Here is an 11,119-nt window from a genome sequence, read left to right on the forward strand (position 1 = left end):
TGGCCAAGACGGTAGGCCAGTGGGATTGCCGGCTAGTCGCGCCTGTCTGAACGGAAGGTGAACAGGCAAGGAATCTTTGGAGAGGCCGCGATCAGGCCAAAACGCTGTCACCCACCAAGGCCAAGAACGCGCTCACCATCTTGAGGTCGCGCTCGTTGGTGAAGTAGTTCAACGACTCCACTACCGGCACCCAGTCGATGGCGTCCACCTCGGGATTGGGAGTGAAGCTTCCGGAAATCGCGTCCATTTCCCAGTAGTGCACCTGGCGGGTCCGGCCCCGGCGATTGGTGTAGTCAACCATGCCCAGCTCTCTACCCAACTCACAGACATAGCCGGTTTCCTCGTGTACTTCGCGCAGCGCGCACTCGGCCAAGGTCTCACCCGGATCAAGCTTGCCCGCGGGCAACGACCAGTCGAGGTGCTTGGGTCGATGGACCATCAGAACTTCTAACTCCCCGTCGTTGTGGCGGGTGACTAGACCTCCGCCGCCGAGGATGACCGCTACCGATCCGAAACGCACGAAATATAACGGTAGGGCGTGAACCCGCCGAAATTGCGGATACCCCAGGGACTAATAGAACACTCTGTTAGGACGCGGGGCCGGCCACCAGGCGCTCGAAAGCGGTGTGGGCATCGAATCCCGTGCTGGAGGGAACTCGCTGCCAACTGCCGTCGGACCTCAGATCCCAGGCCAATTCATCGTCTCTGAGATTGAACTCCAGCACCTGGTCAAGCCGACAGCGCAGGTCCGGGTTGACCACCGCCACCAGAGCCTCGATACGGCGGTTGAGGTTCCGGGGCATGAGGTCGGCCGACCCTATGTAGTAGGCCGGGGCACCAATGTCCTCGCCGTTGCCGAAGTAGTAGATGCGGCTGTGCTCCAAGTAGCGCCCGATGAGGGAGCGGACCCTGATGGTGTCGGACATTCCGGGCACACCGGGGCGCAGACAGCAGATAGCCCGCACAATCAGATCGATTTCCACCCCGGCCTGGGAGGCCTCATACAGGGCTTCGACCATCTCGGCATCGGCCAGGCTGTTCATCTTCATGATGATCCGACCCTCGGAGCCGCGGGCCGCCTCATTGCGGATCAGCTCCGTCACCGTCGGGCGCAGGCCCTGGGGCGCAGGCACCAAGCGGCGGAATTGGATGTCGCGGCCGTAGCCGGTGAGCGAATTGAACAGTTGAGTCAGATCGACCCCGACTTCGGGATCGGCGGTGAACAGCCCCAAGTCGGTGTACACCCGGGCGGTGATGGAGTTGTAGTTCCCGGTGCCGATGTGGCAGTAGCGGCGCACACCGTCGGCCTCCTCTCGAACCACTAGGCAAGTCTTGGCGTGGACCTTGAGACCCACCAGCCCGTAGGCCACATGCACGCCAGCCTGCTCCAACCGGCGGGCCCACTCGATGTTGGCCTCCTCGTCGAAGCGAGCCTTGAGCTCCACCACCACCGCCACCTGCTTGCCGCTCTCGGCTGCTCGAATGAGCGATCGCACGATCGGGCTGTCGCCCGAGGTCCGGTACAAGGTGAGCTTGATGGCCAACACCTTGGGATCGTTGGCCGCCTGCCAGATGAACTCCTGCACGGTGGCGGTGAAGGAATCGTACGGGTGGTGGACCAAGATGTCGCCTTCGCGGATGCGGGCGAACAGGTCGATCGGCTGGTCCCCCGGCGCCTTGGAAGGCAGGGGATTGACCGGCTGCCACGACGGGTTCTTGAGATCGGGCCGGTCCACGGCAAACAGGTCCCACAGGCTGGACAGCTCCAACAGGGTGTCCACCTCGTACACGTCGGCGCGCTCGATGTCGAGCTCTTCGATGAGCAGGTTGCGGATCTCCGACGACACCAGGTGCTCCACCTCCAGGCGGACCACGCTGCGGAACCGGCGGCGGCGAAGTTCGACCTCCACCGCGGCCAGCAGGTCTTGGGCCTCGCCCTCGTCAACGGCCAGGTCGGCGTTGCGGGTCACCCGGAAGGCCACCGTCTCGGTGATCTCCATGCCTGGGAACAGCGTCGGGAGGTGGGCGGCCACCACTTGTTCGACGGGCACGAACCGATGCTCGTCGGGGAGCTGGATGAAGCGTCCGAAAGTGGCCGGGACCTTGAGGCGGGCAAACCGCTGGTGGCCGTCGGCCGGGTCGATCATCAGCACGCCCAAGCTCAACGACAGATTGGAGATATAGGGGAACGGATGGCCGAGGTCCACCGCCAATGGGGTGAGCACCGGATAGATGCGGTCGTCGAACTCGCCGGAGAGGAACTTGCGGTCCTCGTCGTCCAGGTCGTCCCAGTTCAATATCTCGATGCCGGCGTCGGCCAATTCGGCGGTCAGTCCGCCCAGGCACCGGGCGGCCCGGTCCATCTGGTCGTCCACTTCGATGCGGATCTCGTGGAGCTGCTGGGCCGCGGTGCGCCCGTCGGGCGTGGTGCCGGTGAACTGGCCGGCCAGCTGGTCTTTGAGGCCGGCCACCCGAACCTGGAAGAACTCATCGAGGTTGGAGCTCCATATGCCGCAAAACTTGACCCGCTCCAACAGGGGTATCGAGGGATCCTCGGCTTGGGCCAGAACGCGGCTGTTGAATTCCAGCCAGGACAGCTCGCGGTTGATGAATCGACCAGACTCAGCCTCGGTGTCGATGGATTCCGCAATCATGTCCCACTGCTCACGGGTCTACCCCTCGTCCGCTTCGCTCTCCTCTTCCTCTTCGTCGTATCCCAAATCCCACTCAATGAGCAGGTTCTCCCGCTCGGCGTCCCGGTTGATCCGCTCCCGGTTCCGGCGGAACTGCGGATCGTGGGGGGGGAGCAGCAACAGGCGAGCCTCGGCCCGGGCCTTGAATTGCTCGATGTGGCCGGTATCGCCGAAATCGGACATGAAGTCCCAGTGGGGCGCTACTGGTCCCATGTAAACCACCTTGACGTTCCCTGCTGGCGGCTCGGGCAGGGCATCCATGGTGTCAGTCATTTTGCTGCTCCTGTGGGAAATGGGGCCGTACCAGTCTAGCCGCCGCCCGGCTATATCCCGAATGCGCTCTTTCGTTCAGCGCCTGGGCGACTCCCCTGGCATCAAATCCACCGCTATGATGACGACCGGACGGCCGATAGCTCTTGAAATTCCTCTTCGGAGGGAACTTTTGGCTGCGGTGGGGCGTCATACATGCGGGGGCATGTAACCGATGGAGGTCCCATGAGCGAGAGCTGGATGGCTTACGGCAGGTGCGTCGATGAGTCGCCCGACGTCTTCTTCCCGAGCGATGGGCTCGGGGTGGAAAAAGCCAAGAGAATCTGCCAGGAGTGCCTGGTGCAGGATGCTTGCCTGGCCTACGCGCTGTGCAACCGAATTAAGCACGGAGTGTGGGGCGGGCGCTCCGAGCGACAACGCCGCCGGTTGCTGCGCCAAGCCGCGGCGTGAGGCCGCCCCAATCGGGCTCTATGGCATTACTGATCGGGAAGCGTCCAGCACTTGGGGGGCCATGGTCTGGGGACCGGCCGCGGCCAGAGGGGTGCTGAAAACCTCGGGGAACCAAATCGGAGTGGCACCAGACCCGGTGATGATACCGAGGACCTCGGCAAAGTCGACTGCACCATCGCCGGGGAGCAGGCGGGCAGTCATTGTCTCGGTGGCGACGTCCATGTCGCCGGGCAGCTCAGCGGCAGCATCGCAGAGCTGAACTACCCGCAGCTTTTCGGCGGGAATCTGGCGCAGCAGATCGGGGTTGGGGCCGCCGGGTTGGCGGAACCAATGCCATGTGTCGACCATGATGCCGCTGTTGTCGCAGTCGGCCCGCTCGATGATCTCCCACGCGGTGGCCAAGTCGGGTATGCCAGTCCAGGGCAGAAACTCCATGCTCACTTTCAACCCAGCTTCCGCTGCTGATTGGCACAGGGTGCAGAAGCGGGACACAACATCGTCCATGGGCGGCAGCGTGGCCTCCATCGTGACCGCCACCAATTCCCGGCTGCCCACGGCGTTGGCATACTCGCTCAGATTGGCAACCTCGGCCGCGGCCGCGTCACAGTCGGGGTTCAGCCAGCCAAAGGTAGCTTCGGCCACCGGATGGGTTAGCTCAAGCTCTTGAAGTCGGTCGACCAACCAGGGCGTGTCGACACCAGCCATTCCCAGTACGAAGGGCCAAATGCTGATTCCGGTGTAGCCCGCGTCAGCGGTGGCAGCTAAAGACGACTCCAACTGGTCGAAAGACAACTCGAAGGGATTGACACAAAGCGTGCCCAACGACATGACCAGCTCATCAGAGGTATTTTCTGACATCAGGGGGGGATGCTAGGCGTCTTTGGGCTTTTCTTCAGTGTTCTCTTCGGTTTTCGTGCCCTCGGTGACGCCCTCTTTGAACTCTTTCTGGGCTCGGCCCAGCGAGCGGGCCAGCTTGGGAAGCTTGGCTCCGCCAAACAGCACGAGCAGGATGACCAACACGATGATCAACTCCGTAGCGCCAAGATTCATAGGCTCAGGCTACCCCGAAACCGCGGGGTGTGCGTCACGCGGGAATCAGCTCGACTCAGGCACCAGAGGTATCGGCCACCGCTTTCAGTGGCTCCCGAACTCGGGTGAGTCCCCGGGCCCGGCGGACCCGGCGCCGCTCCCGCTCGCTCATGCCACCCCAAATACCGAACTTCTCGCCGTTCACAATGGCGTACTCCAAGCACTCCTCGCGCACAACGCAGGCCCGGCAGACCTCCTTGGCCTCACGGGTGGATGCCCCCCGCTCGGGAAAGAACAGGTCGGGGTCCACCCCCAGGCAGTTGGCCAGCGCTTGCCACGCCCGTCCGTCATCGTCGGTCTGCGAAGGTTTCGCAGTCGTCTCCACCAGTTTCATTGCGCCCTCCTGGAATTGGAAAGTGTCGCCCCCTGCCCGCTGCCTCCCGCCTTCGGCCTGATCGGCCGGGGGATAGGAAACAACGTGCTTGTAATTTCAATAACGTAACCTTGGCATGGAACTGCGCCAAACGCAAGAAGAAATTTCTCAATCCGCCAATAATTTCCCAGGCCGCCCTAGAGGGGGCGGCCGCCCAAAAGCTTGCGCTTGTGCTCCACGAAATCCACCAGCACGTAATCGCCCAGGGTCTCCGGCGTGGTGAAGAATGCCCGTCCCCCGTTCATCTTCGAGATCTGCTCGATGAAGTTGGTGAGGTAGGAGGTGGCGTCCAACATGAACGTGTTGATGCGAATGCCCTCCCGGGTGGCCCGCATCACTTGCTCCAGGGTCTTCTCCACCGTCACCCGAGCCGGGGGGTAGGAGAAGAAGGGCCTACCGTCATCGTCCACATGGGCGGTGGGCTCCCCGTCGGTGACCATGATGATCTGTTTGGTGCCGCTGTGTCGGGCCAGCATCTGGCGGGCCAGCATGAACCCGTGCTGCATGTTGGTGCCGTACACGAAATCCCACGACACCTCGGGAAGCTGCTCGGGCTTGACCTCCCGGGCGACCTCGCTGAATCCCACGATGCCCAGGAAGTCCCGGGGGTACTGCGAGCTGATGAGGGAGTGGAGGGCCATGGCCACCTTCTTGGCCGGCAGGAAGTTGTCCCTCATCGGCATCGACAGCGACAGGTCGAGCATCAGCACGGTGGACGACCTCACGATGTTCTCGGTGCGCTCAACCTCGAAGTCGTCGGGTGACAGCCCCACCGGGGTGCCGCCCCCGGTGCGCTGGATGGCGTTGCGGATAGTTCGCTCGATGTCCAGGTTGAAGGGATCGCCGAACTCGTAGGGCTTGGTATGGTACTCCCGCTCGTGGCCCCCGCCGAACATCTCCATAGTGTGCTGGCCCACTCGGTCTTGCTGGAGTTTCTTGAAGAGGTCCGAAAGGGCGTTTTGGCCGATCTGGCGGATCGCCCGGGGGGTGAGCTCCAGACGCCCCTCCCGGTTCTCGATCAATCCGGCCTCTTCCAGCCGCTTGGCCAGATCGGCCATTTGCTCGAGGCTCTGGGCCGCCTCGTCTCCCAGCAGCTCTCGGGCTCGGTCGATGTCCACCTCAGCCAGCGCTCCGGGGTTGTTGGCCCCCCGCAGCAGGTTGTCGATCTGGTCTAGATCGCCTAGTTCCTGCATCATCTGGGCCGCCGAGGCGAAGTCGAGCGGATCGGCTCCGCTGAAGTCGTAAGACCGGTCCCAGCCGGCATCGGGGAACATGGCCTGGAGGTTCTGTGACAGCTGATCCACCTGCCAGCGCAGGTCCATGTCCTGCAAAAGCTGCTCGGCCAAGCCCTGGAGCTGCGCCCGCTGCTCGGGCGTCATCGACGCCATCATGGCCGACATGGCCGCCATGCGCCGGGCCATCACTTCCAGCAGCTCGGTCAGCGTGCGGGGGTTCTCGGGGAAGAAGTCGCCGAAGCGCTCCATGAAGCTGTCGAAGTCGGATTGGAGGCTCTCGTCCAGCATCCGGTTGCGCTCGGCTGGATCGGTGATGTCGGCGGGAAGCTGGTCATTGGCCATCTGGCGCTTCTCCAGCAGGCTGTTCAGCTCAGCCATCATGTCCTTGGCCCGGGCCAAGTCCTCAGGGGAGAGGTTGTTCATGCCGTCGGTCATCTGGTTGACGTAATTCTGCATGAGCTGCTGGCGGAGCTGCTCCACTAGGTCGTCAAACCGCTGCTGGGCCTCCGATGAGGTGAACTGGTAGTTCTCCAGTTCTTTGATCTGGCCGGCCAGGTCGGGGGGCAGCATGTCGAGTTGGAACCGGCGCTGGTCCACGGTCTCTTCGGTGATGGCCGCCCGGCGCTCGTCACCCGACTCGGCTGCTGAGGAAGCCAGGTCGTCGAGGGCGTCATGCTCCATATCGACCACGTCGCGCAGCTCCTGGGCGATGTCGTCGTAGACCCCGCCGAGGTCGTGCTGCTCTAGGCGCTCCTGGCGCTGACGGCGGAGCTGCTCCATCATCTCCCGCAGCCCCTGCACCTGCTGGCCATCGACCTCGAAGCCCTGCTGGAGAAGCCGTCGTAGGGCGGCATTCACGTCTCCGTGGTAGAGGAGATCGTCGTTCATCTGGGCGAACAGGTCGGAGGTGGAGAAGTCGAACCCGGTCTGGGATCCGTCCCAGCGGGAGTAGGCCACCCGGTGGGCTGAACGACGACGAGCCCTTCGCCATCTCCGAAGCATCCCGTCAACCTACCCTATCAATATCCTGAACAGGGTGGCTGATCCCCAGAGCGATAGAGCCGACGAGTTCGCCTGGGGGTGGACCGCGGACTCAGTGTCGTTGGAGGGAGTGAGCCCCGCGGCGGACTGGTCGGTGTGGGAGCGAGAGGGGCGGGCACCCCGATCAGGTGAGGGGTGCGGATTCGGCATCGACTTCCGGGCCGACTTGGAGCTGTTGGCCGAGTGGGGTTTCACCCATTGCCGGCTTCCGGTGGAGTGGGCCCGGGTGGAGCCCGAGCCCGGCAAGCTGGACCACGACGCCGTGGACCGATATCTGGACATGCTGGCCGCGGCCCGCGACGCCGGGCTGCAAGTTTGGCTGGTGCTTCAGAACACCACGCTGCCGGGGTGGTTTGCCGACGACGAGGGCGGTTGGAGCACCCGGCAGGGGCGGACGCTGTGGTGGGCCCGATGGGTGGACCGCTGCGGCGAGTGGTTCTCCGACCGGGTGGCCGGTTGGGTGCCGGTGGAGGACCCGGTGGGCTGGGCGGTGCGGAGCCGCATTCTGGCCCTGCGCCCTCCGGGACGGCGCAGCGTTGCCGACGGTGTGGAGGCGGCCCAGCACGGGCTTGAGGCCATGTTCGAGGCCTGTCGACTGCTCCGCAGCGGGAGCCAGCCGATCATGGGGGTGTTCGGCCTCCACACCGTGTTCGCCGCCGACCAGCGGGCCGACACTTTTGCCTGGCAGGGCTGGTGGGACCGCCTGCTGTGGCAGAGCTGGACCTCGGCGCTGACCGACGGAGAGATCGCAGTGCCCGATCGGCCGGTGGTGGCCCGCGAGGAATTCCGAGAGGCCCTCGACGTGGTGGGCATGTGCTTCGACGCTCCGACGGCCGTGGACCAGCACGGCCGACTTGGTCCGTATCCGGTCACCGCTCGGTGCGATGACTCGGGGCTGGCCCCCGAACCCGAGGAGCTGGGCCGGGCGCTGGCCCGTCTGGCCGACATGCTGGGCGATCTGCCGTTGGCGGTAGCCGGTACCGGCGTGTCCACCACCGACGAGACCTGGCGCGACCAGCTCCTCGGTCGGACGCTAGATCAGGTCGACGCGGCAAAGGCCGACGGGATCAATGTGGTGGGGTTCTTCGCCGACACCGCGGTAGACGGCTACCAGTGGAACCTGGGCAGGTCATCAGCCCGCGGCCTCTTCGATCGGGACCGCAATCCCAAAGATGCCGCCTTCACACTGCGCGACCGCATCCGGGGGATCGAAAGAGACGGCTAGGTCCTGCCGCTAGGTCCTGCCCCGGTACACGGCCGCGCCAGCCACCGATTCCTTGTTGAGTCGCTTGGAGAGGTGGAGGCCCTCCAGCACGAACTCGATGCCGCTGGCCACCAGTGCCGGGTTCTCCAGGTCGCCGGGTTCATAGCCCAGAGCGGCCAGAGCGCTGGAGAAGGCCGGCACATCTTCCACCAGAGCGGCGTAGTCGACCGAGGAGATGTCGTCTCCCGCGTTGACTACCCGGCCCTCTTCGAAGGCTTCAACCACCTCGTGCTGCACGTCGTGGTCCACCGCATCCCTGAAGGTCAGGCGGACCGCCTCTTTGCGGAGGTTGTCCACGATCTCGCCGTCCCGACCGTCGTCGATGGTCTCGATCTCGATCTTGCCCAAAGTAGAGGGGTCGAGAGCGTCCAAGTCGGTCACCCGGGGCACAGCAGAGGCCTCGCCGGTGCGCAGCGCCCGCCGGATGGCCGCGGCGGCCAGCGTCTCATAGTTGGACACGGTCAGCCGCACCGACACCCCCGAGCGCTGGTTGATGTGGGGGCTCTGGCGGGCCAGCTGGCTGAGATATACCAGCACCTCGCCCATGAAGTCGGGCATCACCACCGGCATGTCGGCCTCGGGCATCGTGGCCTCCTGCTCGGTGATGTCCATCTCGATGTCCACGTCAGTGGGGTAGTGGGTGCGGATCTGGGCGCCGAAGCGGTCCTTCAGCGGGGTGATGATGCGGCCCCGGTTGGTGTAGTCCTCGGGATTGGCCGAGGCGAACAGCAAGATGTCCAAGGGCAGGCGAATCTTGTGGCCCCGGATCTGCACGTCGCGTTCCTCCAGCACATTCAGCAGGCCCACCTGGATGCGCTCAGCCAGATCGGGCAGCTCGTTGATAGCGAACACCCCCCGGTTGGTGCGGGGCACCAGGCCGTAGTGGATGGTGAGCTCATCGGAGAGGTAGCGGCCCTCGGCCACTTTGATGGGATCGACCTCGCCGATGAGGTCGGCGATGGAGGTGTCGGGCGTGGCCAGCTTCTCGCCGTAGCGCTCGCTGCGGTGTACCCAGGACAGAGGGGTGTCGTCGCCCTCAGCGGCGATCACGTCTTTGGCGTGCTTGGAGACTGGGTTGTAGGGGTCGTCATTCACCTCGGAGCCGGCCACGATGGGGAGCCACTCGTCGAGCAGGTCTAACACCAGGCGGATCATCCGGGTCTTGGCCTGACCGCGTTCGCCGAGGAAAATGACGTCGTGGCCGGCTAGCAGGGCGGTCTCCATCTGGGGGATGACGGTGTCTTCATAGCCCCAGATGCCGGGGAACAAGTCTTCGCCGGCTCTTATGCGTGCGATCGCGTTACGGCGGATCTCGTGCTTGACCGAGACGGATTGCCAGCCGGCTTCTTTGAGCTCTCCGAGCGTGGAGGGTTGCGACATAGGTGTTGAACCCTAGCTTGCGATTGTTTGGCGGTGTGAGCGTTACCATCTACCTGCGCCTCACCGGACCCGTCGAAGCCGCCAACCGCTACGACGCAGTGATTTTCGGGTAGCTGACGCCTACTCAGATGTCGGACCAGAGGCGGGCGTCGGTGTAGCGGGCGAGGTGCTCGACGTTGGAGGTGGCCACCACGGTCTCGCGGCCGTAGGCAGCCTGGGCGCTCCTGGCTTGGGCGGCGAGGATCACGTCCCCGTCGAGAGCGTGAGGGTGAGCGGTTGGGCCACCGGCATTGCAGGCATCGGCCCACAGCATGGCGGCGGCGTGCATCACCGGTGTGGTGAGCGGCAAATAGAGGTAGCCAGCGCATAACTCGTCGAGTCGAGCGATGCCGGGTTTCTTGCCGGCTCGCAGCAACTCCCTCCTGATCTCGTAGTCGGCTATTTCGGGAACGGCCAGCCGATCTCCGGCCCTCAGTCGATCCGTAGCCCAATCGTCAACTTGCTGTGAATGTGGGCTCATCTTCGGATCGCTCAGCAGCCCCAGCGGGCCGCTGTCCAGAACGAGCAACACCAAAAGGCCTTGCTAGAAGGGGCGGCCTTCAGCGCGGCGCGTCTCCGCCAAGGCCTCCATCAGGTAGCGCCCGGTTTCTTCCTGCTCGCGCTTGCTGCCCATGTTCCTCACACGTTCCATAGCAGCGAGGGCGCGCTCTCGGTAAGCATCATCATCGAGCTCCTCTTGGGCATAGCGCTCGGCTTTGGTGAAGTGGCGGGACCCCCTGACGGCACCTTTCTTGCCGGTGGTCTGCCAGCCCAGCTTGGCCATCTTCAACTTGATGGCCACGCCGAGGGTCTGGCGAAAGCGGAGGCTGGCCGGGTCGGTTTCGAGGACTTCACCGATTATCGGGTCGTCTTCCAGAAACCGGGCAACTCCGGCCAGGGCGGGCATGCCGTTCATCTCCGCGTCAACCAGCCGTTGTTCGTGCGCAGGATCGTTGATCAACCAAAAGAGCCGTTCAGCGGCCTCAGGTCGGCAATCCAACTCAACCACGTACTTGGCCGCGTGGGAATCGCGCTTGAAGTCGTAGATGTCTACGAAGGTGGTGCCTCCAAGGCGCGGTGTATCCATAGGGCTAACTTAGACCTTCTATTTTCGGATGTCTACCAATCGACTCTCTGCTATGCCACTCACCACAACATGCATGAGGCCAAGACCCACCTCTCGAAGCTGGTTGAGGGTGCGGTTCAGGGCGAGCCGTTCATCATCGCCCCGGCGGGAACCCCGCTGGTCGTGGCCGCCGGAGACTTGCCGGTTGACTGGCCTGCC

Annotated in this window: 13 protein-coding genes; 3 read left to right on the top strand and 10 right to left on the bottom strand. The window is 64.1% G+C overall.

Features of this window, described 5'->3' with window-relative positions; genetic code table 11:
- Positions 1-91: 91 nt before the first annotated feature.
- The 3 genes from OXG30_07675 to OXG30_07685 all read right to left on the bottom strand — a co-directional run bounded on the left by OXG30_07675 (position 92) and on the right by OXG30_07685 (position 2,966).
- Positions 92-520, bottom strand: a complete 429-nt coding sequence (locus tag OXG30_07675; GenBank protein ID MCY4134776.1) for an NUDIX hydrolase — start codon at positions 518-520, stop codon at positions 92-94.
- Positions 521-587: 67 nt separating this feature from the next.
- Positions 588-2,654 carry a polyphosphate kinase 1 gene (gene ppk1 / locus OXG30_07680; protein MCY4134777.1) on the bottom strand — a complete coding sequence of 689 codons (2,067 nt, stop codon included), beginning with the start codon at positions 2,652-2,654 and terminating at the stop codon, positions 588-590.
- A gap of 18 nt (positions 2,655-2,672) precedes the next feature.
- Complete coding sequence (locus OXG30_07685) at positions 2,673-2,966, bottom strand: hypothetical protein (protein ID MCY4134778.1); 294 nt, start codon at positions 2,964-2,966, stop codon at positions 2,673-2,675.
- 237 nt (positions 2,967-3,203) lie between these two features.
- On the opposite strand from OXG30_07685, the gene OXG30_07690 reads away from it, so the two are divergent.
- Entirely contained in the window at positions 3,204-3,413 is a 210-nt protein-coding gene (locus OXG30_07690) for a WhiB family transcriptional regulator (protein MCY4134779.1), read from the top strand.
- Positions 3,414-3,431: 18 nt separating this feature from the next.
- On the opposite strand, the gene OXG30_07695 is transcribed toward OXG30_07690, so the two are convergent.
- The 4 genes from OXG30_07695 to OXG30_07710 all read right to left on the bottom strand — a co-directional run bounded on the left by OXG30_07695 (position 3,432) and on the right by OXG30_07710 (position 7,112).
- Entirely contained in the window at positions 3,432-4,271 is an 840-nt protein-coding gene (locus tag OXG30_07695) for a sugar phosphate isomerase/epimerase (GenBank protein MCY4134780.1), read from the bottom strand.
- A 12-nt stretch (positions 4,272-4,283) separates the two neighbouring features.
- Positions 4,284-4,463 (bottom strand): twin-arginine translocase TatA/TatE family subunit, encoded by a 180-nt coding sequence (gene tatA, locus OXG30_07700; GenBank protein MCY4134781.1) that lies wholly within the window; start codon positions 4,461-4,463, stop codon positions 4,284-4,286.
- A gap of 55 nt (positions 4,464-4,518) precedes the next feature.
- Positions 4,519-4,836, bottom strand: a complete 318-nt coding sequence (locus OXG30_07705; protein MCY4134782.1) for a WhiB family transcriptional regulator — start codon at positions 4,834-4,836, stop codon at positions 4,519-4,521.
- Positions 4,837-5,012: 176 nt separating this feature from the next.
- On the bottom strand, positions 5,013-7,112 hold the full coding sequence (locus OXG30_07710; protein ID MCY4134783.1) for a hypothetical protein: 2,100 nt from the start codon (positions 7,110-7,112) through the stop codon (positions 5,013-5,015).
- Between the two features lie 34 nt (positions 7,113-7,146).
- On the opposite strand from OXG30_07710, the gene OXG30_07715 reads away from it, so the two are divergent.
- A complete protein-coding gene (locus OXG30_07715) occupies positions 7,147-8,376 on the top strand; it encodes a family 1 glycosylhydrolase (protein ID MCY4134784.1) in 1,230 nt (409 codons plus the stop codon).
- Positions 8,377-8,385: 9 nt separating this feature from the next.
- Here OXG30_07715 and OXG30_07720 read toward each other — a convergent pair whose 3' ends face one another.
- The 3 genes from OXG30_07720 to OXG30_07730 form a co-directional block, all read right to left on the bottom strand.
- Complete coding sequence (locus tag OXG30_07720) at positions 8,386-9,795, bottom strand: magnesium chelatase (protein ID MCY4134785.1); 1,410 nt, start codon at positions 9,793-9,795, stop codon at positions 8,386-8,388.
- Between the two features lie 124 nt (positions 9,796-9,919).
- Positions 9,920-10,366: a nucleic acid-binding protein gene (locus OXG30_07725; GenBank protein MCY4134786.1), complete on the bottom strand. Its 447-nt coding sequence runs from the start codon at positions 10,364-10,366 to the stop codon at positions 9,920-9,922.
- 12 nt (positions 10,367-10,378) lie between these two features.
- Positions 10,379-10,921, bottom strand: coding sequence for a hypothetical protein (locus tag OXG30_07730; GenBank protein MCY4134787.1), 543 nt, complete (start codon positions 10,919-10,921; stop codon positions 10,379-10,381).
- 69 nt (positions 10,922-10,990) lie between these two features.
- Between OXG30_07730 and OXG30_07735 the strand changes: the two genes are divergently transcribed.
- On the top strand, positions 10,991-11,119 hold a 129-nt coding region (locus OXG30_07735), incomplete at its 3' end, for a type II toxin-antitoxin system prevent-host-death family antitoxin (protein ID MCY4134788.1).

The sequence above is a fragment of the bacterium genome (assembly GCA_026708015.1).
Taxonomy (GTDB): domain Bacteria; phylum Actinomycetota; class Acidimicrobiia; order Acidimicrobiales; family Bin134; genus Poriferisocius.

Coding starts and splice junctions, on each gene's coding strand:
- OXG30_07695 (MCY4134780.1), bottom strand. CDS start 4,271: ATGTCAGAAAATACCTCTGATGAGCTGGTCATGTCGTTGGGCACGCTT.
- OXG30_07710 (MCY4134783.1), bottom strand. CDS start 7,112: ATGCTTCGGAGATGGCGAAGGGCTCGTCGTCGTTCAGCCCACCGGGTG.
- ppk1 (MCY4134777.1), bottom strand. CDS start 2,654: ATGATTGCGGAATCCATCGACACCGAGGCTGAGTCTGGTCGATTCATC.
- OXG30_07730 (MCY4134787.1), bottom strand. CDS start 10,921: ATGGATACACCGCGCCTTGGAGGCACCACCTTCGTAGACATCTACGAC.
- OXG30_07690 (MCY4134779.1), top strand. CDS start 3,204: ATGGCTTACGGCAGGTGCGTCGATGAGTCGCCCGACGTCTTCTTCCCG.
- tatA (MCY4134781.1), bottom strand. CDS start 4,463: ATGAATCTTGGCGCTACGGAGTTGATCATCGTGTTGGTCATCCTGCTC.
- OXG30_07685 (MCY4134778.1), bottom strand. CDS start 2,966: ATGACTGACACCATGGATGCCCTGCCCGAGCCGCCAGCAGGGAACGTC.
- OXG30_07705 (MCY4134782.1), bottom strand. CDS start 4,836: ATGAAACTGGTGGAGACGACTGCGAAACCTTCGCAGACCGACGATGAC.
- OXG30_07720 (MCY4134785.1), bottom strand. CDS start 9,795: ATGTCGCAACCCTCCACGCTCGGAGAGCTCAAAGAAGCCGGCTGGCAA.